At 49.7% G+C, this 24,340-nt stretch carries 13 protein-coding genes; 11 read left to right on the top strand and 2 right to left on the bottom strand.

Annotation, left to right across the window (positions count from 1 at the left end; all coding sequences use genetic code 11):
- Nucleotides 1-36: 36 nt before the first annotated feature.
- From DC20_RS21485 to DC20_RS21465, 5 genes are all read left to right on the top strand, one after another.
- Nucleotides 37-1,827, top strand: coding sequence for an L-fucose isomerase (locus tag DC20_RS21485; RefSeq protein ID WP_062546100.1), 1,791 nt, complete (start codon nucleotides 37-39; stop codon nucleotides 1,825-1,827).
- 20 nt (nucleotides 1,828-1,847) lie between these two features.
- Nucleotides 1,848-2,801 carry a dihydrodipicolinate synthase family protein gene (locus DC20_RS21480; protein ID WP_062546099.1) on the top strand — a complete coding sequence of 318 codons (954 nt, stop codon included), beginning with the start codon at nucleotides 1,848-1,850 and terminating at the stop codon, nucleotides 2,799-2,801.
- Complete coding sequence (locus tag DC20_RS21475) at nucleotides 2,798-4,339, top strand: sodium:solute symporter (protein ID WP_062546098.1); 1,542 nt, start codon at nucleotides 2,798-2,800, stop codon at nucleotides 4,337-4,339. The genes DC20_RS21480 and DC20_RS21475 overlap by 4 nt, the downstream gene beginning before the upstream one ends.
- Before the next feature lie 162 nt (nucleotides 4,340-4,501).
- The gene (locus DC20_RS21470; RefSeq protein ID WP_062546097.1) at nucleotides 4,502-6,532 is read left to right on the top strand and encodes an aceric acid hydrolase; all 2,031 of its coding nucleotides are present in this window, start codon (nucleotides 4,502-4,504) and stop codon (nucleotides 6,530-6,532) included.
- A 45-nt stretch (nucleotides 6,533-6,577) separates the two neighbouring features.
- Entirely contained in the window at nucleotides 6,578-8,005 is a 1,428-nt protein-coding gene (locus DC20_RS21465) for a hypothetical protein (protein WP_062546096.1), read from the top strand.
- Nucleotides 8,006-8,125: 120 nt separating this feature from the next.
- Here DC20_RS21465 and DC20_RS21460 read toward each other — a convergent pair whose 3' ends face one another.
- Nucleotides 8,126-9,415, bottom strand: a complete 1,290-nt coding sequence (locus DC20_RS21460) for a glucuronyl esterase domain-containing protein (RefSeq protein WP_062546095.1) — start codon at nucleotides 9,413-9,415, stop codon at nucleotides 8,126-8,128.
- A 213-nt stretch (nucleotides 9,416-9,628) separates the two neighbouring features.
- Entirely contained in the window at nucleotides 9,629-13,168 is a 3,540-nt protein-coding gene (locus tag DC20_RS21455; RefSeq protein ID WP_083470472.1) for a glycosyl hydrolase, read from the bottom strand.
- A gap of 683 nt (nucleotides 13,169-13,851) precedes the next feature.
- Here DC20_RS21455 and DC20_RS21445 point away from each other — a divergent pair.
- From DC20_RS21445 to DC20_RS21420, 6 genes are all read left to right on the top strand, one after another.
- On the top strand, nucleotides 13,852-14,538 hold the full coding sequence (locus DC20_RS21445) for a DUF3826 domain-containing protein (RefSeq protein WP_062546093.1): 687 nt from the start codon (nucleotides 13,852-13,854) through the stop codon (nucleotides 14,536-14,538).
- Nucleotides 14,539-15,030: 492 nt separating this feature from the next.
- The gene (locus DC20_RS21440) at nucleotides 15,031-18,225 is read left to right on the top strand and encodes a SusC/RagA family TonB-linked outer membrane protein (protein WP_169788222.1); all 3,195 of its coding nucleotides are present in this window, start codon (nucleotides 15,031-15,033) and stop codon (nucleotides 18,223-18,225) included.
- A 12-nt stretch (nucleotides 18,226-18,237) separates the two neighbouring features.
- Complete coding sequence (locus tag DC20_RS21435; RefSeq protein WP_083470471.1) at nucleotides 18,238-19,971, top strand: RagB/SusD family nutrient uptake outer membrane protein; 1,734 nt, start codon at nucleotides 18,238-18,240, stop codon at nucleotides 19,969-19,971.
- A 261-nt stretch (nucleotides 19,972-20,232) separates the two neighbouring features.
- A complete protein-coding gene (locus tag DC20_RS23135; RefSeq protein ID WP_062546090.1) occupies nucleotides 20,233-20,424 on the top strand; it encodes a hypothetical protein in 192 nt (63 codons plus the stop codon).
- A gap of 147 nt (nucleotides 20,425-20,571) precedes the next feature.
- Complete coding sequence (locus DC20_RS21425) at nucleotides 20,572-22,245, top strand: hypothetical protein (protein WP_062546089.1); 1,674 nt, start codon at nucleotides 20,572-20,574, stop codon at nucleotides 22,243-22,245.
- Between the two features lie 348 nt (nucleotides 22,246-22,593).
- On the top strand, nucleotides 22,594-24,270 hold the full coding sequence (locus tag DC20_RS21420) for a hypothetical protein (protein WP_062546088.1): 1,677 nt from the start codon (nucleotides 22,594-22,596) through the stop codon (nucleotides 24,268-24,270).
- Nucleotides 24,271-24,340: the final 70 nt, after the last annotated feature.

Below are 24,340 nucleotides of genomic sequence, written 5' to 3'. Positions count from 1 at the left end.
CTAGGTCCAGTGAAGCAACAAACATGATTTAGATACATGAAGAACCCCCCGTATCAGAGAAGATTAGTTGGCGCAAAGCCAAAGATCGGAGTACGTCCTGTCATCGATGGCCGCTTAGGCGGAATCAGGGAGTCGTTGGAAGAAACCACGATGGCTATGGCGCAGCAAGTTGCCCTGTTCTTTCACGAAAACCTTAGGCATGCGGATGGCACTGCAGTAGAATGTATAATCGCTGATAGTTGTATAGGCGGTGTGGCAGAGGCAGCCATGGCTGCTGATAAGTTTGAACGGGAAGGGGTGGGGGTGTCGCTCACGGTAACGCCTTGCTGGTGTTACGGCACGGAGACTATAGACATGAACCCTCACACGCCAAAAGCGATATGGGGCTTCAATGGGACGGAGCGTCCTGGGGCTGTTTACCTGGCTGCTGCGCTGGCCGGGCACAACCAAAAAGGTTTGCCCGCATTTGGCATCTACGGTAAGGATGTGAAAGATACTGGTGATACAACTATCCCGGAGGATGTACAGGTGAAGCTGTTGCGGTTTGCGAAAGCAGGGTTGGCAGTTGCTTCCATGCGCGGGAAATCCTATCTGTCAATTGGCTCAGTATCCATGGGGATCGCGGGATCAATCGTAGACGCCGGTTTTTTTGAATCTTTCCTGGGAATGAGAACGGAGTATGTCGATTCCATGGAAGTACTCCGTCGGATAGAGCAGGGCATTTTCGACCAGGATGAATTTGAGAAGGCCATCTCCTGGATAAAGGAAAACTGTCAGGAAGGAACAGACTTCAATCCTGGTGACAAGCAAAAATCCCGGAATCAAAAGGACAGTGACTGGGGGTTTGTTGCTAAAATGACGATCATTATACGTGATCTGATGATTGGCAATCCCCAACTCAAGGCGATGGGATATGGGGAGGAGGCGTTAGGGCATAATGCCATTGCGTCAGGTTTCCAAGGGCAGCGCCAATGGACAGACTTTTTGCCAAACGGTGATTTCAGTGAGGCGATCCTTAATTCCTCCTTTGACTGGAATGGCATTCGTCAGCCCTTTGTAGTAGCTACCGAAAATGATTCGCTGAACGGTGTGAGCATGCTCTTTGGGCATCTTCTAAGCAATACCGCTCAGATATTTGCTGATGTAAGAACCTACTGGAGCCCAGAGGCTGTGGAGCGGGTAACAGGATATAAACTGGAGGGCGTTGCAAAAGATGGCTTTCTGCATTTGATCAACTCAGGCTCCTGCACTTTGGACGGGACAGGCCAACAGCATCAGGAGGGAAAGCCTGCCATGAAGCCGTTCTGGGAAATAAGTGAACGGGAGGCCCAGGAATGCTTAGCCGCCACTACCTGGTATCCTGCGACACTGGAGTATTTCAGGGGAGGGGGGTATTCCTCTCAGTTCCTGACGAAAGGAGGTATGCCTGTTACCATGTCACGTGTAAACCTAATCAAAGGGTTAGGGCCGGTGCTGCAGATTGCAGAGGGGTGGACAATTGACTTGCCGGAAGAGGTAAATAACACCCTTGACCAACGCACGGATAAAACATGGCCCACTACCTGGTTTGTGCCCCGTCTGACTGGGAGAGGCGCTTTCCGGGATACTTATGCCGTCATGGCGAACTGGGGCTCCAACCATGGTTCCATCAGCTACGGTCATATTGGAGCGGATTTGATCACCCTCGCTTCCATGCTGCGCATCCCGGTTTGTATGCATAACATAACAGAAGAAAATATTTTCAGACCCAGTGCCTGGGCCGCATTTGGCATGGAGGCAGAGGGAGCTGATTACCGGGCTTGCCAAAGCTATGGAACCTTGTATTAACCTATGTTAAAATTTAAGAAATGAAACAGGAAAAGCTACCTACGCCCCTAAGAGGAATTGTACCTCCGATGGTAACGCCTCTATTGAGCAATGATGCGCTTGACGTAAATGGATTGGAAAAACTGATTGAGCACATTTTAGGGGGAGGTGTACATGGGTTGTTTATTTTAGGAACCACAGGAGAGGCCCCGAATCTAAGCTATCACTTGCGGCATGAGCTGGTGAAGCGCACCTGTGAGCAGGTAGCGGGGCGTGTGCCGGTACTTGTGGGCATCACAGATACCGTTGTTTCGGAAAGCCTCCGGCTGGCCAATACGGCAGCTGAAGCCGGTGCTGCGGCAGTTGTATCCGCTCCTCCCTACTACTTTACCCCAAGCCAGGACGAACTGGTCCACTACTACAAGCATCTGGCCGATCGGCTTCCATTGCCGCTCTTCCTGTACAACATGCCTTCCCATACAAAGGTGAGCTTTGCGCCGGCAACAGTAAAAGCAATCGCAAAACACCCCAATGTAGTCGGTTTGAAGGATAGCTCCGGGAATACCGTTTACTTCCAGTTAATGTGCAATGCCTTGAAAGACAACCCTGATTTCTCGCTGTTAATCGGCCCTGAGGAGGTAACGGCCGAGGCGGTATTGATGGGGGGCCATGGAGGGGTGAATGGAGGGGCCAATTTATTCCCCCAGTTGTATGTGGATCTGTATGAGGCAGCCTTAACCAAGGACTTTGAACTGATTGGCACCTTGCAAAACCATGTGCTGGAGATTAGCTCGCACCTGTATACAGTGAGCAGCTGTGGCACCAGTTATTTGAAAGGGGTGAAAGCGGCTCTTTCTGTTTTGGGCATCTGTAGTGATTTCATGGCAGAGCCTCATCAAAGTTACCAGGCAGAGGAGAAGTTGAAGATAAGGGGTTACCTGAAAGAAATCAAGAGTAACATGCAGGGGCAGTATCAAAGCACGGTTAACCTATGACGCTGCCTTTAGTAGATTTACTCGTGATCATCGCCTACCTAGTGGGCATGGTCCTGTTTGGGTGCTCTTTCTACTTTAAAAAACGTTCCGCCAGTGAATATTCCACGGGAGGAGGCAGGTTGCCTTCCTGGGCGGTGGGAATGTCTATTTTCGCCACTTTCGTAAGTAGTATAAGCTTTCTGGCCTTGCCTGGGAATGCTTATATGTCAAACTGGAATGGTTTTGTTTTTAGCTTATCCATTCCCTTCGCGTCCTTTGTTGCTGTAAAGCTGTTTGTGCCACTCTACAGAAGTATTGACAGCATATCAGCTTATCATTACCTGGAGACTCGCTTCGGTCCATGGGCCCGGGTGTACGGTTCTGTCTGCTACCTGCTCACCCAGGTGGCACGCATGGGCGCCATCATGTACCTGCTGGCCCTTCCCATGAATGCGCTGTTCGGCTGGAGCATACCAGCCATCATCATAGTGACGGGCGTCTGTGTCATGCTGTATGCCGTCATGGGGGGGATAGAGGCGGTGATATGGACGGATGCTGTGCAGGGAATCATCCTGATTGTAGGCGCCCTGGCTTGTGTAGGAATAATCTTGTTTTCCATGCCAGACGGGGTGACGCAGTTGTTCGAGATAGCCAGCGCGAGCGATAAATTTAGCTTGGGAAGTTTCAGTGCCAACGTGTCTGATTCAACTTTCTGGGTGGTACTGGTATATGGATTGTTTATCAATCTGCAGAACTATGGTATAGACCAAAATTATGTTCAGCGGTATTTTACTGCTAAAACTCAAAAAGAGGCCATATTCTCTACCTGGCTGGGCAGTTTACTTTATGTGCCTATTTCACTCTTGTTTTTTTTTATAGGCACGGCACTGTTCGCCTACTATCAGGCGCAGCCAGGACTACTGCCTGCTTCGCTTAGGGCTTCAGGGATGGCAGATAAAGTATTTCCCCACTTTATTGTACATGGCTTGCCTGTTGGCATAACAGGACTTCTGATTGCCTCCATTTTTGCGGCGGGCATGAGTACTGTTTCCACCAGTATCAATAGTTCTGCCACCGTTATCACAGTGGACTACTACAAACGCTTCTTCCACAAGAGTGCCTCTGGCCGCGAGTCGATGAAATCCATGTACCTAGCTTCTTTGGTGATGGGGATTTTAGGTATTGTGGCTGCCTTGGCTATGACAAGGGTTAAAAGTGCATTGGATGCCTGGTGGGCCCTGTCATCTATTTTCAGTGGAGGCATGCTGGGCTTGTTCTTGCTGGGGATTTTCTCCCGGAAAGTAAAGAGTTTTGATGCAGGCATAGGCGTTGTGGCAGGGATTTTAGTTATCTGCTGGGCTAGCCTGTCGCCAGTGTATTTTGCGGATGGGGATTGGGTGAGTTTCAAAAGCCCTTTCCATGCAAACCTGGCAATCGTGATTGGAACCACCACCATTTTTCTTGTTGGCTTCCTGGTTTCAAAGCTCTTCGGTGAAAACAGGATCTCCCTTTTACAGGATAAGTTTACAGAAAAGGGAAGGAATAAAGTTAGCCGCTGACAAAAGCTGATTGTTGCTTCCCAACAAATCCAAAAGGTAATGCAACTGACTTTACCAGTTAACCAAAAATGGTTTCGAAACTGTGCTGGCTCTGCAATCAGTAAGCCTGCTGGCGGTGTGGCATTCCTGCAAACCTAGTTAATCCATCAAAAAAAGACGTGTATGAAAAAGTGTGGTGTTGTCCTGGTGGGAATTATGCTATTAGGTAGTTCCCTTCAGGCACAGGATAAAAGCCTGGTGAATACTTCTGGTAGCTCTTTTGCTAAATTAAGGAGCGTGGACATGGGCGATGTCACGTGGACGCAAGGATTTTGGGCGGATCGCTTCAAAGTGTGCAAAGAGGCCATGGTGCCGAATATATGGCAACTATACAATAATGCAGAGGTTAGCCATTCATTTAGGAACTTCGAGATTGCAGCAGGGTTGGCCAAGGGTGAGCATTCGGGCCCCTCTTTTCATGATGGTGACTTTTACAAGGTGCTGGAATCCCTGGCTGCTACCTATGCTATCACCAAAGATCCAAGACTGGATCAGGAAATGGACAAGGCGATTGCCGTTATTGCCAAAGCCCAGCAGGAGGATGGCTATATTTATACCCCTGCCATCATTCAGAAAATAAATAACAAGGGGGCAGGTTCCGCTTTTCAGGATAAAGTGAATTTTGAGGCTTATAACCTGGGCCATCTGATGACAGCGGCTTGCGTGCATCACCGGGCCACAGGTAAATCTTCCCTGCTTCATGTTGCCATCAAGGCTACTGACTTCCTGTACAACTACTATAAAACAGCCTCCCCAGAGTTAGCCCGCAACGCTATCTGCCCATCGCATTACATGGGGATTGTGGAAATGTACCGTACCACGAAAGACCCGAAATACCTTGAACTCGCCAAAAACCTCATTGATATAAGGGGTTACAGCAAAGACGGAACGGACGATAACCAGGACAGGATACCTTTCCGGGAACAGAAAAAAGCCATGGGGCACGCGGTAAGAGCCAGTTACCTTTATGCCGGCGTAGCGGACGTATATGCGGAAACCGGCGATAAATCCTTGCTTTCTACCTTGAATTTAATGTGGGATGACGTGGTGCACAGGAAAATGTACATAACCGGGGGGTTGGGTTCCCTTTACGACGGGGTGTCCCCGGATGGCACTTCCTATGATCCGAAAGAGGTGCAGAAAATCCATCAGGCCTTTGGCCGTGACTATCAGCTGCCCAATTATACGGCACACAATGAGACCTGTGCCAACATCGGGAACGTGCTCTGGAACTGGCGGATGCTTCAATTGACTGGGGAAGCGCGGTATGCCGACATCATGGAGCTTGCTTTGTACAACAGTGTGTTGTCCGGGATCAGTATGAACGGAAAAGAGTTTCTGTATACCAACCCGCTCGCTTACTCTGATGACCTCCCGTTCCGGCAGCGCTGGTCCAAAGACCGGGTGGGTTATATCGGCTTATCCAACTGCTGCCCTCCCAATGTTGTCCGGACAGTTGCCGAAGTGAACAACTATGCCTATAGTATATCTGATAAGGGAGTATGGTTTAACCTGTATGGGGGGAGCAGGCTTGCGACGAAATTCAAGGATGGCTCCGAGCTAAAGCTAAGCCAGGAAACAAATTACCCCTGGGACGGCAACATAAAAGTTCGGTTGGACCAAGTTCCCAGAAAGAGGGCTTTTTCCCTTTTCATGCGCATACCAGGTTGGAGCAAGGATGCTAGAATCTTAGTGAACGGGAAGCCCTATGATGCTAAAACGGCGCCGGGTGGGTATGTCGAGGTAAGCGGTAAATGGTCCAAAGGGGATAACGTGGAATTGATAATCCCCATGCAGGCCAGGTTACTGGAGGCTAACCCATTGGTAGAGGAGACACGCAACCAGGTAGCCGTAAAACGCGGGCCTGTCGTGTACTGTGTGGAGTCGGTGGACTTCCCAATGGACAAGAGTGTATTTGACCTGGTCCTCCCTGCTGACATCGAGTTTCAACCTAAGCTTATGCGGATTGCGAATAGTGACGTCATGGGTTTAGAGGGGAAAGCGAAGCTTTCTTCCAGCGGCAACTGGGAAAACCAGCTTTACAGAGAGGTTGCCAGAGGTAACCAGTCGGTGCAGGTAAGACTGATCCCTTACTATGCCTGGGGGAACAGGGGCCATTCAGAAATGTCCGTTTGGATGCCTCTGAGCAGGTGATTTGCGCCAAACAAAAAAGTTAAACCACTATAACCTCCCTACGCGATGGATAGATGTTTTTATGCCTGGAGCCTGTATTTGTTAGCAAGCATTTGCGGTGCCAGTACTTTGCAGGCCCAGCAAGTGGCTTTCCCCGGGGCAGAGGGCTTCGGCAAATATGCTACCGGAGGAAGGGGAGGGAAAGTGGCGGAAGTTACGAACCTACAAGATGATGGGCCCGGAAGTTTTCGGCAGGCTTTAAAAGAGCATCCGGGTGAACCTCTGACGGTTGTATTCAGGGTGGCAGGGATAATTGAGCTGCAATCGGAGATTCAGGTTAAAAGGTCCAACATCACCATTGCAGGACAAACAGCCCCTGGTGATGGCATATGCCTGAAAGGGCATTCTTTCATTCTCAACGGTGCGAATGCGAAAAGTAAGGGCGGGAACCATGGCAATATCATTGTACGGTACCTTCGGTCCCGCCCGGGAGGCACCGCCGCAAGCGGCCTCTACGGGTTTGACATGGAAAACTGCCATGACGTTATCATTGACCACTGTTCTTTTAGTTGGGCAAATGAAGAATGTGCGGCTCTCTATGACACTGAAAATACCACCGTACAGTGGTGTATCATCAGTGAGGGCCTTTACAATGCCGGGCATATGAAAGGGGGCCGGTCCTACGCCGGGGTGTGGGGCGGACAAAAGGCTTCCTATCACCATAATCTCATCGCCAACCAAGTAAGCCGTACAGTAAGGTTCAACGGCGCCAGGGCCCATGATACCATCGCTTTGGTCGATTACCGTAACAATGTGGTATACAACTGGGGAAGAGAAAACGCTTGTTACGGCGGTGAGGTTGAAATACCGAATGGGCAGTCCAAGGTGAATTTGGTCAATAACTACTACAAACCGGGGCCCGCTACGCCACCTAACCTGAAGTTTGTGCACGCGAACTACACGGCCAGTAAAGCCAGAGGGGTGGGGGAGTGGTACTTGTCCGGGAATGTGATGAAAGGCCACAGTCAGATGACCAATGATAACTGGCTAGGGCTGGATCTGTCTGAACTGCCAGCGGGGAACCGGGGCCAGGCGAAAGCAGCGGCTCCTTTCCAGGTTAGGGTGAAGGTGCCGTTGGAGTCCGCAGAAACTGCCTATAAACGGGTACTGCAAGATGCGGGAGCTTCTTTCCCGAGCCGCGATGAAGTTGATGCAAGGGTGGTGGAGGAAACCCGAAAGGGTACGGCAAGCGGGTACGGAAGCTTCGGGAAAGCTGGGATCATTGATTCACCGGCAGGGGTGGGAGGGTGGCCCGCATATGATGCGGCGAAAGCCCCTGATGACTCTGATCACGATGGCATGCCCGATGCGTGGGAGAAAAAGCATGGGTTGAATCCAAACGATGCCGAAGACCGGAACGGCGACAGGGATAAAGATGGGTTCACGAATCTAGAGGAATACCTGAACCGCATATCCATAAGCAGGAAAAGTTAGGAAGCCACTAGCAGGAAGCCCCTGCATGGTGCCGACTACAGGCAAGAAGCTACCCGGGGGGATGTTCAAAGATACAGGTCCGTTGATACCCCAGGACTGTACCCGTCCCGTTTTACGGTTTTAACGCTGCTCCGCCTTTCTTTTGCGAAAGTGTATGTCAGCAAAATTCAGATATTGTTCCCAGTCATACCTGGTGACATCATGCTTACCTGACCTGATGTGGTACCCGAGACGGCCGTACACGGGTTTATTTACCTCCGGGAATCCCCCTGCAGGAAGCCCGTCAGTGCCCAGGAAACGGTAAACGGGGTCTGCTGCCTTGGCCGCAAGGAACTCCCCATAGGGGTCCGCCCCTTTGTCCTCCTCTGCACTGGCGATGTACACCGGGCGTGGTGCTATGAGTGCAATCACCATATGCTGATCAAAAGGGAGGGATGCTTCATTCCGGTTATACTTCCTGAAGTTACCGCTAAACCAATGGGGATTGCCTTTGTTGAGCCGTTCCACATCCTCTCCGTAATTGCGCTTTGATAAGGCAGCCCCACCGCCCCCGGATTCGTTGCTGATCACCATGGCAAAGCGAGGGTCCCGGGCACCAGCCCATAAGGCTGCCTTGCCCATCCTTGAAAACCCGAATAGCATTACTCTCCGGGAGTTCACCTGCCTGTCCGTTTGCAGGTAGTCCATCGCCAGGCTCAAACCCCAGGCCCAGGCAGCCATGGTGCTGAAATTGTCTCCCCGGTTCTGCAGCTCCGGGTAAAGGGCATGGACACCGTTCTTGAACCCATCATGCTTATCGGGATCTATATCCCCCGCATAGATGGTCGCCACACCATACCCACGGTCCAAAATCATTTCAATGGGCCATCGGCTGGCGGTGGCACCGCGGGAAGCCTCTGTAGGAAGCTGGTTGACAACACCGGCCCCTCCCGGCCATACCCAATTGGAGGAAAGCCGAATACCGGGGTCTGTATGGACTCCGTGGTTCCCTTCAAAGTTCAGCCCTAAAAACACGGGTACAGGTCCCTTCCCCTTCTTTGGCAGGTAAAGCAGCAAATCAATTTTTGGGCCGGTGCATTCCCCCGTCAGAAAAAGCGTTATCTGCTTTCTGGTTGCCTGGCCATTTAGCGCCCGGGGCTCCTTGTCAAAAACCTCAAACCGCATTTTTGCCGGGTGCTCGGGTGTCCTGCCATACATCTCCCTTTCCAAAACCTCGATTATCTCTGCTCGCCGCCTTGTGTGCCACGCTTGGGGCGTCGTCACTTTTGAGCCATCCTGGAAAACCAGGGGATCAGGCAATGTGTATGCCTGCACCTTTGACTCGTCGAAATTCTGAGGAAAAGCACAGTGTACTGGCGTAAGCGCAACCTGTAGCGCTACAATACATTTCAGAAGGTGTTTATGAAGCATTGTTAGGAATATTATCAAAGTGACGACGGTGGTAAGGGGGGAAGCCTACTGCAGAAAAGGATGTTGACGAAAGCAGGGGCACGCCTGCAAGAGCCTTGTGGTTCCTTCCCCTATTCCACAGGCCATAGCCTTTCCCCAGGTCCCAATGGGAGTACGTCGGGTAGGTGATCAGCAGAATGGCCCGGTTTCAGAAAGGCTTCCTTCCTTGCCTCCCTAAGACGGTTTCTTGGGTGCTGCCGTTTGAACGGTAACCGGCCCCAAGAGCCCTGCCTCCAGAAGTGGCTTTCCTTCCAGGCGGTAAGGAGCCGTGGTTTTCGTTACACGTTCTGCTTCAGGTAAGCTTTTGTCCCCTATCAGGCGATTGGCCCAAGTGTTGGATACCGCTATCGAAAGGAGGTTCTCGCCCGGTTGAAGCGAATGGCCTATCTCCACGCGGTAAGGAGCCGTCCAGGCAACCCCACAGGGTATACCGTTGAGCGTAACCTCAGCTATATTGGCCACATGCCCCAGGTCAAGCCAGACGTGTGAAGGTTTGCCAGCCGGTACTTTCCAATGAAATGATTTGGAATATAAGCCCGTACCCGAGTAATGGCGGATGTTGAATTCAGCATGCTTGCTCCAGTCCTGCAACTGATGGAAGACAACAGGTTTAGCGGGCCCGCCAAATTGGGGATCAAACGCAAGCTGCCAGGCTCCGTCGAGTGTATGCACAATGACTGGCTCCGCCCAGTTTTGACCTTCGTTTTCTCCTTTCTTCTGGGTGGGTTGCTGTAAAACAACGAACAGAGAGCCATGGGGAGCTAGTTGCAGCGGTAAAACCGTGCGTCCCCTTTCTGCTCTCCAGTTTGTTGCCTTCTGCACTTCGCCGGTCACCGGGTCCAGTAACTCCGGCAATCGACCCGCCGCCCGTAGGGAAACTTCTATATTCCGGTAGGTGTCCTGCTGATTGGAGATGAAGTAAATGTCTATCCCAGGTCCGGTGCGGTGCGTCCAGGCAACCCCACTGGCGTGTTGTCTTGATTTATCCTGTACTGTCATGTCCCGCTGAATGCCCAATGCCTCGAATGAGTCGGCATGGAAAGGGCCTTTTATCACCCTCCCTTTCCCTACCCGGTACATCAGAAAGCTTCCTGATACTTTGTCCTCTATTTCCTCGGGCTGCCCATCCCATAGGGCTTCGACGGTCTGCCGCAGGGCTACGTCATCGGCTGGGTAATTCCGGAGGCTGGGCGTATGGACGGGCCGGTCATTTACGACCAATGTCGCTCCCGCCTCCACCAGCTCCCGCAAACGAGCAGCTACTTCAGGAGTCATGCGGTCATTGTCCGGCACCATCTGATGCGCAGCGGGCAGCACCAAGATGCTGTAGCTGGCACCGCCCGGCAACACGATTTTACCGTTCCTGACCTCAGCGAGACGCAGTAAAGCATCCCGGTTAATGGAGTCGTATGCATAGCCGCGCAAGGGGTTCACCCAGTTTTCAGGATCAGCCATGTTGGCCGCCAAGGTTACACCTGCCGGTTTCTGACGGAGGGGCTGACCGTCATTGGCCAATCGTTTCGCTTCCCTTGCGACCATGTCTGCACCGAAGATACCCGGCAAAGTAGGTACCAGTCTGTCTGGCAGCAAAGCGCGTCTTGGTAGTTCTTCACCCGTGAAGATGGCAAGGTCAGCAACGGGGCTTCCCAGCTGGAGCAGCGCCTGGCAGCGTTGCGCATACGTAACCCAGGCACGCCCGGGCTTCCACCAGGTTTGGTCACGCTGGAAATATAAACCGACGCCGTCAAGGGTCATGCCCGGCTTCCGGTCAAGCCACGGGTTATGCACATACACGTGGTAAACAAAGCGGTTAATTCCGAGCGCATAGTTCCTGTCGCCCACTGCTTTCAGCATGGCAGGGTGTTCACTCCAATCCATGCGCACGGTCGTAAATGCCTCTGCCTGGACAATGGGTTTCCCATAAATGTGAGCGCCTGAGATTGCATCCAGCATGTCGTTCGGTTTGTCATGGGAAGGGCTGTTCAGCCAGAACTCCCCCATCGGTATATCGACAGCACTGTAATGCCGTAAGCCATCACCGGACATCGTCGGAGCCGTGTTTTCAGAGGTGAACGTACAGCCTTTGGCCCGGGCGAGGTCCGCCATAGGCACAAAGAAGTTGTCATGGATTAACTCCGAAATCGTTTGGCGCACATCGTATAGAAAGCGCTCCGATACATCTGCACTCTGAACCGGAACTCCTGCCATCGCAGGCAAGTACGTCAACAAATCATAGCCCCGGCGGCGCCTGAACTCCTCCCGGAATACAGGGGACCAATTCTGACTGCCCGCTTCCCAGCTGTCAATGTGGAATATCTTCAGGATGCGGTTGGCCAGTTCCGGGCCAGCCTGGCGAACAGCCTCACCAAACCAGCTGTCAAACTGAAGCCGGGCAGCCTCTGGGTTAAACTTATCACACTCCAGGCCAACGCCTGCTCCGCCGATGTAATTCGTATGTCCGGTGGAAGTATGCCCCATACGGAGGATTGTCCAGTTTCCGGCCGGTGCTTCCCACGTCAAATGCCCGCTAGCATCTATCTTTTCGGTGAGATCAACAAGCTCGCCTGTTTTTACGCAAAGGCGATCAGGTACCTGCTTGGAGGTGGTACGCCGGGCTACACGCCACACTTCACCCGTCTTCCCTTCATACTGATGTATCCGCGGTGTGCTGGAAAGCCTGATGCCACTTACCTTCAGCACCGGCTTCCACTTGGCAGCTTCCAGGTCTTCGGCCCCGGGCTCTGTCCCTTCTTTGTCGTATAGAAACCGGAAAAAACGGGCGGTGGTAGGTTGTATGGCATGCGTGGCGCTTGCGTCATAGTCCTGCCAGCCGTGGCGTGCAGGTTTTAGCTGCTCTACCGTGCGGAAGCTTTTCCCGTCGTCACTAACTTGAATGGTGAACCGGTGCGCCTGGTGGTTGTTCCCCTTTGTGGTAATCTTGATGGAGCGGCAAGTGAAATCCTTTTTGAAGGCGTACTGAATCCAGCAGGAGTTCTCACTGTTAAAAGTCTTTTCATTGCCTTTCACCACCAGGAACGTCGCGTCAGCACCTGGCACACTTGTCGTTACTTCAGGTACAGTCTCATCGGTGGACGACATGGCGCCTTCCGGTGTCGGGTAAGCCAGCACGGCAATGTCTTTGTAATACCCCTCCTTTGTCTCTGGCTGTGGCAAGGACCCCCTGTACCGGTTGCCTCCTGTAACATGCGTTTCCGTCCACACCACTTTCTGCATCGAAAGCGCTGGGGTGATCCAGGGGCCACCGGCTACTGCAAAGCCGTCACAGGCATGCATCCCAATCTTGAGGCCAAGACGCTCTGACTCATTCAAGGCATGGCGCACCAGATCCCACCATTCTGGTGTCAGTGTCTCTACTGGCGGGCTGAAAAGGGGAGGGTTGTCCGCTGGCTTTATTGGCATAAGGTAAGCCCCTCCAATGCCGCTCTCCTTCATGGCTTCCAGGTCGGCGGTAAGCCCCTCCCGTGAGACACTGGCCTTCATCCAATACCAGAACACCCATGGGAGTGCAGCCTCAGGCGGAGACTGAAAGGCCATCCGTAAAGCGTTCGCGGGTGTTTGGGTATAGTGGGTAAATACTGTCTTAGCGCAGGAAGACAACAGTCCGCTTACCGGAATGCCTGTCGCACAAAGACCCAGGCCAGCAGTACCTGTTCTTTTGAGAAATTCTCTTCTATTCCACTTGCTATTGTTCATCAGTAGGGATGCTATTTACATGGTTGGTTTCTAATGGACTCGGTAGCCTTCAAGGCCCCGCCTTTTCTGTTCTTTCCTCATGGCCTGGTTTCCCTTTTGCCGATTCATAAACCAGCCCAGGCACCAATGGGGAAAACAGGACCTACAACTCCATAGACCTGGGCAAGGGAGAGGGCTGCATTTTTAAATTTTTCTACCCAGGCTTTCTCTGCGCGGGCTTCTGCACCGTTTCAGCTTTCTGTTCACCCTTATGTAAAATGAAGCCTGACGCCAACCAAACGTGGGCAGTTATTGCCAAGGCCCTGCGTGTACCACCTGAATACTGTAGGAATTTACCAGTCTCGGTGAGGGCAGGCAGCACAAAGAAGCTTGGGGAAACACGTTGCCTGTTGCTTCGAAGGTAAGTGAGCATTGAAACTGGTTTTCTTATCCCTCTGGCTCCAGGCAGCCATGTTTCATCAAATCGGTAGCCGAATTTAAAGGAAAGATATTGATTTGTGAAATTGTTGTTTATATTCGAATCTAATGAAAAATTTATTTCCCAATAGCCAATTACGTCCTCTATATTTTAAATATGATAAGATCATACAGTAAGTTGATAAAAACTCATAAGAATGTAGAGGTTTAATGATTGATATTTGCATAGGGAGGATTATATGGGATGTTCTCTAAATCCATTCAATATGAACAATAATCTGCTTATGAAAATGTATTGGCTGTTATTCGGAATTTTACTGACTGTAGGTGTGCCTGCCTTCTCCCAGCATATAAAGAAAACGAAGGAAGAGGAAGCTGCTTACTTCAACGTCGTTAACCAGAGGGCCGGAAAGATTGTAGCTTCAATGAAGCTTGCGGACTCTGCAAAGGCGAAGCGCGTGCAATCTATCATTGCACAGCAGTATCAGGATTTGAACAGTATTCATGAAAGAAGAGATGCCCAGTTAAAAGCGGTTAAGTCTGGGGCAGAGGAAGGGAAAGCCATTTTAAGTAAGAAATCAATAGAGGAAAAGTCAGACCAGGACCTTTCCAAATTGCATACTAAATATGTAGCCAAGCTTTCGGCAGAACTCACCCCGGCCCAGGTGGACCAGGTGAAAGATGGTATGACTTACGGGGTAGTTCCTATCACCTACAAGGGTTACCTGGCGATGCTTCCTGACCTTGCCGAAGCGCAGAAAGCCCAGATCATGACGTGGTTGGTAGAAGCACGTGAACATGCCATGGATGCGGGCTCTTCCGAGAAAAAGCATCAGTGGTTTGGCAAGTATAAAGGTAAGATCAATAACTATCTTTCAGCCGAGGGATATGATCTTAAGAAAGCTGGGGATGATTGGGCAAAAAGGCAAAAAGCAGAAGCGTCCGCTAATTAAGGGCGGAACAGATGCTGTTTTTGAGCAGAAGAAGGTCGTGTGATAGGAACCTTAGGTAAAATCAGGTTGCAAGCCTTCTAGTGGAAGAGAGCCCATATTGGTAATGCCTCCTGATGCAGAGTTGTTGTTATCGTTGCTGTGTTTTGAAAGGAAGGTTTTTCCTTAGGTGAGGAACGGTAACAAGGTTTGCTTCATTACCTGGTAAAACAGGGTTGCCTCTTCAAGAATGCATCCAGCAGGGCTGAACAAGTGTTGCTGTACTTTGCCGGTCAAACATGCCACGGCAAGGAAGCAAGAAAGCCTGCGCTGGTCAAGCTTTTAAGTGAACTAAGAAAATTTATATTATATATAATAAATAAACAAAATAGGCAGCCTTTGATAAGGTAGCTCAGAGTCTTATTGCTAAAAAAGTTTGTATGAACAGAAACTATACTCAGAATGGAAAAAGAATCTAGAAATTATGCCTTGTTCGAACGGCTAACAAGAGCAGCCATGCTACAGGTATTTTTGTTTTCCGCCACCTTTTCAGGAGCTTATGCAATAGAGGTATCCTATGGTAGGGCTGTTCTTGCAAAAGGTGTAACAGTGGCTCCGGAAAGTAAATCAAGTGCTTTGATAGGCAAGTACCTCCAGGCCGGGCAGGAAAAGACAATTACCGGTAGGGTAACAGATGATAAGGGGGCGCCTTTGATTGGGGTTACTGTACTGGTAAAAGGGACTACGGTGGCAACCGCAACTAACGCTCAGGGAGATTTCAGTATTGCCACACCTCAAATCGGTGGTAATCTGGTGTTTTCTTTTATAGGGTTTGAGCCTCAGGATGTTTCCATCAACGGAAGGTCTGTCATCAACGTAAGTTTGGCCCCATCTGCCAATCAAATGGAGGAAGTTGTGGTGGTAGGGTATGGGGAGCAGAAAAGAGCCAACGTGTTGGGTGCAGTTGCTACATTGAATCCAGCAGAAGTACAGGACATACCCGCAGCAAATCTAAGTACGCTCCTGCAAGGAAGGATGCCGGGAGTGAACGTAGGACAATCATCCGGTAGACCGGGCGCAGGCACATCCCTAAGCATCCGTACCCGTGGTTCCTGGACTGCAGAAGAACCCCTGTATGTGATTGATGGATTTATCAGAGAGGGTGGTGAGGGTAAAGAAGCCTTCGATTTGTTGGATCCGTCTGAAGTGGAAAGTATATCTATCCTAAAAGATGCCGCTGCCGCTGTTTACGGGGCCCGAGGAGCTGGAGGTGTTGTTCTGGTGAAAACAAAAACAGGTAAGGCAGGAAAAGCGAAAATCAATTATTCAGGATCCTACGGTATAAATGATGCGCGTCAGGTTGTGGATGTCCTTAATGCTTATGACCATGCTTTATTGGTAAACAACAGGTTGAGAATCACCAACCCGACAAATTATGCAACTAACAAAGACTGGTTTACTGATGATGAGTTAGATCAATTTAAAACACTTGATCATAATTGGTTGGATGGTGCCTGGGGCAATTCATCCACTGTTCGTCACACTCTGAACATGAGTGGGGGGAGTAACAGGGTACGATATTTTGGTGGTGGGTCCTATTATAAGGAAAACGGAAATTTAGAAGGAGCGCAATACCAGAAATATACTTTAAGACTTGGGTTAGATGCCGATATCACTGATAATTTAACGGCATCCTTCAACCTAAGCTCCAACAATGACGTCGACAGAAGACCTTTCAACAGAGAAGATGGCGGAAACGATGCCATGGACGGTACGTTTGAGTCTTTGTTGCAGACCCCGCGCTGGATTCCTTCCTATATAAATGGGCTCCCTGTTGGATACAACCAATACCAGCATGCTTTGGAAATCACTAATCGGGGAGGATACTCCAAAAGTGAAGCCACCAGTACTGTCGTGAATGCAGCATTGGAGTACAAAGTGCCCTTTATCCAAGGCTTGAGCTTAAAAGGATCATACAACCAAAGCAAACGAAGTGCAGACGGGAAGTCCTATAGGCTGCCCTATGAACTTTACAGCTTTGTGATGAAGGGAGGAAACAACCACATTTTCACAGATGAAGTAGCCAGAACTACCACAGTGAAAAATGACAATAGGATTTCCTTTGATCACACCACCAGTAAAAATTATCAGTTAAACGCCAATGTGGCCTACAACCGTAGCTTTGGCTTACATAATGTAGGCGCGCTACTAGTTTATGAACAATCAGAATTTGAGTCGGAAAACTTCGATGCGCTCCGCGAGGATATCGTGGTGGAAGACTTTGAACAGTTCGGGGGCTTTTCTGCTGACAAAGATGATGTGAGAAGCGGTGCCGCTGCTAATGGTAGAATGTCTTACGTTGGACGGTTAAACTATAGATTCGATGAAAGGTATTTGCTTGAAGCCTCTTTCAGATATGAAGGTTCTACAAAGTTTCCCCCTGAAACTCGTTGGGGCTTGTTTCCGGCGGTAGCGGTAGGGTGGAGAATTTCAGAGGAATCCTTCTTCAAAGATAATGTGGGTTTCATGAATAACTTAAAGCTTCGGCTTTCTGCTGGGGTTGTAGGAAATGATGGAATAGGAAGTAGCCAATGGGTTAGGAGTTACTCCACCACAAACGGGGCTTATTTGGGAGGGTCCGGGTTAACAAGTGCAATCCAGAATAGGAATGAGGGGGTTGCCTCTACAGGTGTTACCTGGGAAAAATCTTCTTCTTTTAATGGTGGCATAGAACTGGGTTTCGTGAATAACATAAGAATGGAATTCGATGCCTACTACAAGAATACCTGGGATATTCTGGACCGGCCTTCCAGTTCCCTTCCCCAGTCTGCAGGGTTCAAGAATATTCCAAGTGTAAACTATGGGGAAATGGAGGCCTGGGGATATGATGGATCTGTAGGGTATACCGGAAATATCGGTAAGGACTTTGGCTACGATGTTGGGGTGAATATGTCCTGGGGTAAAAGCAAAGTTCTTAAAAAATACCAAAGCCCAGGGGTAGAGGGTACCTGGGAGGACGAAATCGGGAGAATGCCCGGTGGTGAGGTAGGTTATATTGCCAAGGGTATCATCCGGACACAGGAGGAGCTTGATGCTTTGCTTGAGGCCAACCCAAATTATACGATCAAGGGCAGAAAGCCGGAACTCGGCATGTTGGATTTTGTAGATGTCGGTGGGCCTAACAGATCCAATGAGCCTGATGGCAAGATTGATGGCAATGATCAACGGATCATTGCACCAGCAGTGGCTTCCTTAGGTTTCGGCATCAATCTGGGGGCATCCTATAAAGGGTTTAGGGTGAGTACTAACTTAGGATTGGGTGGGTTTGGCACTTACTCGTTTTACGATAAGGAAGCCATGAGGTCGCCATCAGCCACTTTGAATGGACCTTCTTTCTGGAGAGACCATTACAGTGCGGATAACCCCAATGCCGCTTATCCTGCTCCAACAGACTATGGATACAATAATGAGAGGTCTACTTTCTGGATGAGAGATGGACTTACCATGAACCTTAACATAGTGAACGCTTCTTATCAGTTTCCTAAATCAATAACGGAAAAAATTGGTGTGCCTGAGATCAGAATATATTTTACCGGAAGAAACCTGTGGAGGATTATCAATTCACTTGAGTATAAAGACCCGTCACTTTCAAGGTTCAACAGTTATCCAATGATGAGGTCCTTTAACTTCGGTTTGAATATTAGCATTTAATAAAGGTATAAGATGATGAAAAGATATATCGGTTATTTGGCAACTGTAATATTGTTAGGCAGCTGTGAAGATGTCCTGGACAAGCCAGACCCTAATGCAATTACCCCCGCCTTATGGAGTAATGAGAAGCAGGTGACCCTTTACCTGAACCGATTGTATGATCGAAGCATGCCGGCACAAGGCTTCGGGGCGAATTCGGCCAACTCTGACGAAGCTCCCGGAAGTGGGGATACAATGTATGGCCGTCTTACTATTGATGCTATTGGGAATTATAGCCAGCCCAAATACTTAGACATCCGTGAGATAAACATCGCTATTGAAGAAATAGAGAAAGGTAATCTTTCAAGGGAAGTGAAAGATATGTTGCAGGGGCAGGCACGTGTATTGAGGGCTTGGGAGTACTGGGAATTGGTTAAACTGTATGGAGGTATCCCTATGGTTTTGACGGCTCTGAACCCTTATAATGACGATTTGCAAATGCCCCGTACGAAGACGTCAGAGGCTATCAACATCATCATAGATGATTTAGACAAAGCAATAGCTGCCTTGCCTAAATCCTGGGGGGTTTCTGAATACGGGCGTGTCACAAGGGGCGCGGCGGCGGCCTTGAAATCCAGGGTACTATTGTATTGGGCAAGCCCCCAGTTCAATCCCAATAATGCGTCTGACCGCTGGGAACGTGCCTACACCGCAAGTAAAAACGCCAAACAGTTACTTGAACAGGATGGGTATGGCCTCATGCCAAATTTTGATCAGATATTCCTTGTGGAAGGCAACAACAACAAGGAAGCTATCTTCAAGAGACCATTTGATTACTCCACCAACAAAATTCACACTTGGGAGAACTCGGTCCGCCCAAGGGTGATTGGGATAGATGGAGGAACGAACAGTAATCCCACGAAACAACTGGTGGATGCGTTTCCCATGGCGAATGGCCTGAACATAACTGATCCGGCTTCTCGCTATGATGCGGTGCATTACTGGAAGAACAGGGATCCCCGTTTTTACTCTACCATTGTATATAACGGAGCAAACTACACGGTGGCAGGTGAAAGTGCCGATCGCAAGCAATGGCATTATTACTATTATACCAATGATGGCAAATTGGTGTCTACTGAAACCCAGAACCCTACAACAACAGGGTTTTATACCAGAAAAGCAGTAAACACAAGTATTGCCAAGGATCGGGTAAAGCAAACCGACACTGATTGGATTGAGATACGCTTTGCGGAGGTTTTGCTGAATTTGGCAGAAGCCGCCAACGAAGTGGGAAAAACAAATGAGGCCTACGTGGAGTTGAGTAAAATCCGCAGTCGGGCTAAAATCAAAAATGAGAATGGCCTCTATGGCCTTAAAGCCAATATGAGTACAGGCGAAATGAGGGAAGCCATTATGCTGGAACGTCAGATAGAGTTCGCCTTTGAAAATAAGCGGTACTGGGATTTACGCCGCCGGAATCTGTTTGAAAAAAAGCTGAATGGTACGCGTCGCCTTGGTATCAGAACCATCCTGAAACGTCAGTATAGCCATGCTAGTTTCTTGAGTATCAGAGATACAGTGAAGTTAGATACCAAATTTGGTACTTACTTTACTGTGGAGCCCTGGTTGAAAGACGATCAATCGGCTATAAATTATCCACAGCCTAAGTATAATTTCTTTGCTATACCCAAAAGCATACTAGATAGAAGCCCAGCAGTCAAGCAGACACAAGGGTGGGATAATGGTTCCTTCAATCCTTATGAATAAACCTTCACTCCAAGGTGGTGTAACTCCACACCACCTTGGAGTGAAGGTAGGTTAGCAGCTGTGACAGCATCCATCAACCAACTCCTATTATTAGTTTAACAGAAATAAGCGACATGCGCAGCAAGCAGGTCGATAAAGCAAAAAAGCAGCTGATGCTAAAAAGATTGCTGCTGATGAAAGGGTAACCGTGACCTGGTTTGATGATGCCGAAGCAAAGCTTGGTAAGCTGCATGAACAGTAGCTTGCTCAATTGTCAACTTCATGGAGTGCGGCCAGGCGAAAGAAAACACTAGATTCATTCCGATGCTGCCTGACCCTGCTGAAAAGCAGAAACCAAAAGTAAGGGGGTATTTGGTAGAAGCTCTGGAGCATGCCATGGGTGCCTGTTCTAAGGAGATTTACCAATGGCTTGCCAAGTACACAGCCTTCAGCCAAAGACTACTTGTCAGCTGAAGACCATGTACTTAAAAAAGTTACAGATAACTTGAGGAAAAAGCAGGAAGCTGCCTCCAATGGCCTATGGCTGAACAGGGGAAGAAAGTATAAAGAGGAGTTTGCACCCAGGGGCTATTTGAAAAGTTTTAATTAAAGTGTGAAAACATGAAGAAAATTTGGTTTACAGTACTATCCCTCACGTCTATTCTAAGTATCCCGTTCTCAGCCTCAGCCCAGTACCCAAAGGTGCCAGAGGAGATAGGGAAAGCATCGAATAAGCTTATGGAAGAAGCTAGAAGGCATTCCGACGAAGCTTGGAAGAAAGCTCTGCCAATTATCCAGAAAGAGGCAAAGGAAGGAAAGCCCTACATTCCATGGGCTGCCAGGCCAACAGACCTGCCGCAGGCAGATATTCCTGCGTTCCCGGGTGCTGAAGGGGGCGGCATGTATTCTTATGGCGGGCGTGGCGGTAAAGTATATGTAGTAAACAGCCTCGAGGACAGCGGCCCAGGTTCGTTGCGCGAAGCCTGTGAGCAGGGTGGTTCGCGTATTGTAGTATTTAATGTGGCCGGTATCATCCGTTTGAAAAGTCCGCTTATTATCAGGGCTCCTTACATTACCATTGCCGGCCAAACTGCCCCTGGCGACGGCGTTTGTGTGGCAGGGGAAACCGTATGGATAGATACACACGATGTGGTTATCCGCCACATGCGCTTCCGTAGAGGTGAGACAAACGTAGGACGCCGTGACGATGCTATTGGCGGTAATGCCGTGGGAAATATCATCATGGACCATATCTCCGCCAGCTGGGGACTTGACGAGAATATGTCATTGTACCGCCACATGTTCGACCCGGGCGATGGCACAAAGCAACTGAAACTGCCAACTGTAAACATCACCATCCAGAACAGTATTTTCTCCGAAGCGCTTGATACCTGGAACCATGCTTTCGGCAGCACACTGGGGGGCGAAAACTGCAGCTTTATGCGCAACATGTGGGCGAATAATGCTGGTCGCAATCCATCAATCGGCTGGAACGGTGTTTTCAACTTTGCCAACAACGTAATCTATAACTGGGTGCACCGCTCCGTGGATGGCGGCGATTACACTGCTACTTACAACATCATCAACAACTACTACAAGCCAGGGCCAGCCACGCCAAAAGATACGCCGGTAGGCCACCGCCTGCTCAAGCCGGAATCAGGTCGCAGCAAGTTGGGCTATCTTGTGTTTGGGCGTGCCTATGTGGACGGCAATATCCTGGAGGGTAACGAAAAAATAACTAAAAACAACTGGGATGGCGGTGTGCAGGTAGAGGATGAGCCCAATGCCGGTAAATACACTGATTTTATCCGCACCAGCCGACCTCTTCCGATGCCGGCCATGACCATCATGCCTGCCCAGGATGCTTATAAATATGTGCTGGCCAATGCAGGTGCTACCCTTCCAAAACGCGATCCGGTAGATAGCCGTGTGGTGGAGCAGGTAAGAACCGGTAAAGTAGAAGCCAGAAAGAAAGTGAAACTGCCTGAAACTGATTTCGAACACCGTCGTCTGCCGAAAGACTCTTACAAATTAGGTATCATCACTGACATCAGCCAAGTAGGAGGTTATCCTGAGTACAAAGGCAAACCCTACAAAGACTCCGACAACGACGGTATGCCCGACGATTGGGAAAAGAAATACAACCTGAACCCAAATGATGCCTCCGATGCCAACGGCGATTTAAGTGGCGACGGCTACACCAACATCGAGAAGTTTATCAACGGTATTGACCCGTCTAAAAGAGTAGACTGGAAAGATCCGAAAAACAACAAAGACACGCTGGCCAGCAGGTAAATCACCAGGTTCGCCCACAGGTGAAAATACTTTGAATTAACTGTTTAATTTACAGTTGGGAGATACCTCACTGTTTACAGCGAGGTATCTCCCATGTCTTTATTTATGGTATGACAAGTAAAAGTAAAACCCAAGACTCATTCGGCTACAGCAGCAGGCGAAAGTTTGATAGATTCAGAGCAGCAGCGCCGGTGGCAGGAGCACAACAAGATAGATGCTTTTGAAGCCTGTGCTTTTTTGCAGCACCTGCCACCATTTCCGCATAGTAGGCTGTGGTAGGCAGTTGTGCGATAAAAAACGAAAACTAGCTGGCCAGAACCAGTGAATTTTCAGAATTAAAGAACTACCATGAAAAAGCAATTTACCCCCCTTCTTGTAACGGCCTGTTTATTTGGTGCAGTACATACAGCCAATGCCCAGTATCCCACTATTCCCCCCGCGATGGAGGCGAAAGCAGAAGCTGAACTTAACGAAGCAAAACTCAGATCAGAAGCAGCCTGGCAAAAAGCACTACCCATCATAGAACGCGATGCGCGTAATGGCAAGCCCTATATTCCGTGGGCGGCTGTGCCCTCAGATCTGCCACAGGCTGAGATACCTGCGTTTCCGGGAGCCGAAGGCGGTGGCATGTATTCCTTTGGGGGGCGAGGCGGCAAAGTGTTTGTCGTTACTAACCTCGATGACAGTGGGCCAGGTAGTTTCAGGGAGGCTTGTGAGCAAGGCGGCGCACGTATCATAGTGTTTAACGTAGCAGGTATTATCCGCTTGAAAAGCCCTGTTATTGTACGGGCACCCTATATCACTATTGCCGGGCAAACTGCCCCGGGCGACGGTGTTTGTGTAGCAGGGGAAACCGTTTGGATAAATACCCATGATGTGGTTATCCGTCACATGCGCTTCCGCCGTGGCGAAACAGACGTGGCTCGCCGTGACGATGCCCTTGGCGGCAACCCGATTGGGAACCTGATGGTAGACCACGTGTCAGCCAGTTGGGGACTTGATGAAAATATCTCCATGTACCGTCACCAGTATGATTCAGGGGATGGCAAACTCCAGAAGCTTCCGACGGTGAATGTTTCTTTCCAGAACTGTATTTCCTCCGAATGCCTTGATACCTACAACCATGCCTTCGGCAGCACCATTGGGGGGCTTAACAGTACTTTCGCCCGCAACCTCTGGGCCAGCAACATCGGCCGTAACCCATCAGTGGGCATGTATGGCAGCTTTAATTTCGTGAACAACGTGCTGTTCAACTGGTGGAACAGGTCGGTGGATGGGGGCGACCACCGGTCACAGTTTAACATGATAAACAACTATTTCAAGCCGGGGCCAATCACCCCAGCCGATCAACCCGTTTCCCACCGCATCCTGAAGCCTGAGTCGAACAGATCGGCAAAAGGGGTGCAGGAGTATGGCCGTGCATATGTGAATGGCAACATCATTGAAGGCAATCCGAAAGTAACAGCAAATAACTGGGAGGGTGGTGTGCAGGTAGACAGCAAAGCAAACGCGGGAGAATCTACCGACCTCATCAGGTGGCAAAAGCCATTTCCCATGCCGCAGCTAACGATTATGCCTGCGCAGGAAGCATTTAACTATGTGCTCGCCAATGCAGGGGCCACCTTGCCAAAGCGCGATGCCGTTGATGAACGAATCGTTAGGCAGGTAAAAACCGGCAAAATCGAATACAAGGATAAGAACATCAAAACAGGTGTGGGGAAAGAGTATATCAAGCGTCGCCTGCCCGATGACTCTTACAAGCAAGGCATTATCACACACATCAGCCAGGTAGGAGGTTATCCTGAATACAAAGGCAAACCCTACAAAGACTCCGACAACGACGGCATGCCTGACAACTGGGAAAAGAAATACAACCTGAACCCAAATGATGCCTCCGATGCCAACGGTGATTTGAGTGGCGACGGCTACACCAACATCGAGAAATTTATCAACGGCATCGACCCAACCAAAAAAGTAGATTGGAAAGACCCGAAAAACAATCGTGATACACTGGCGAGTAAATAAAGCTCCCCTCTTATTTACGATAGAGACTTCAAGGAATGAAGGTTAGTGCTCTTTGTGTAACTGAGCATTC

The sequence above is a fragment of the Rufibacter tibetensis genome (assembly GCF_001310085.1).
Lineage (GTDB): Bacteria > Bacteroidota > Bacteroidia > Cytophagales > Hymenobacteraceae > Nibribacter > Nibribacter tibetensis.
This window is presented reverse-complemented; position numbering and strand designations above follow the sequence as displayed.

What these genes read in the sequence shown, in the direction of transcription:
- DC20_RS21485 (WP_062546100.1), top strand. Translation starts at nt 37, where the DNA reads ATGAAGAACCCCCCGTATCAGAGAAGATTAGTTGGCGCAAAGCCAAAG.
- DC20_RS21480 (WP_062546099.1), top strand. Translation starts at nt 1,848, where the DNA reads ATGAAACAGGAAAAGCTACCTACGCCCCTAAGAGGAATTGTACCTCCG.
- DC20_RS21475 (WP_062546098.1), top strand. Translation starts at nt 2,798, where the DNA reads ATGACGCTGCCTTTAGTAGATTTACTCGTGATCATCGCCTACCTAGTG.
- DC20_RS21470 (WP_062546097.1), top strand. Translation starts at nt 4,502, where the DNA reads ATGAAAAAGTGTGGTGTTGTCCTGGTGGGAATTATGCTATTAGGTAGT.
- DC20_RS21465 (WP_062546096.1), top strand. Translation starts at nt 6,578, where the DNA reads ATGGATAGATGTTTTTATGCCTGGAGCCTGTATTTGTTAGCAAGCATT.
- DC20_RS21460 (WP_062546095.1), bottom strand. Translation starts at nt 9,415, where the DNA reads ATGCTTCATAAACACCTTCTGAAATGTATTGTAGCGCTACAGGTTGCG.
- DC20_RS21455 (WP_083470472.1), bottom strand. Translation starts at nt 13,168, where the DNA reads ATGAACAATAGCAAGTGGAATAGAAGAGAATTTCTCAAAAGAACAGGT.
- DC20_RS21445 (WP_062546093.1), top strand. Translation starts at nt 13,852, where the DNA reads ATGAACAATAATCTGCTTATGAAAATGTATTGGCTGTTATTCGGAATT.
- DC20_RS21440 (WP_169788222.1), top strand. Translation starts at nt 15,031, where the DNA reads ATGCTACAGGTATTTTTGTTTTCCGCCACCTTTTCAGGAGCTTATGCA.
- DC20_RS21435 (WP_083470471.1), top strand. Translation starts at nt 18,238, where the DNA reads ATGATGAAAAGATATATCGGTTATTTGGCAACTGTAATATTGTTAGGC.
- DC20_RS23135 (WP_062546090.1), top strand. Translation starts at nt 20,233, where the DNA reads ATGGAGTGCGGCCAGGCGAAAGAAAACACTAGATTCATTCCGATGCTG.
- DC20_RS21425 (WP_062546089.1), top strand. Translation starts at nt 20,572, where the DNA reads ATGAAGAAAATTTGGTTTACAGTACTATCCCTCACGTCTATTCTAAGT.
- DC20_RS21420 (WP_062546088.1), top strand. Translation starts at nt 22,594, where the DNA reads ATGAAAAAGCAATTTACCCCCCTTCTTGTAACGGCCTGTTTATTTGGT.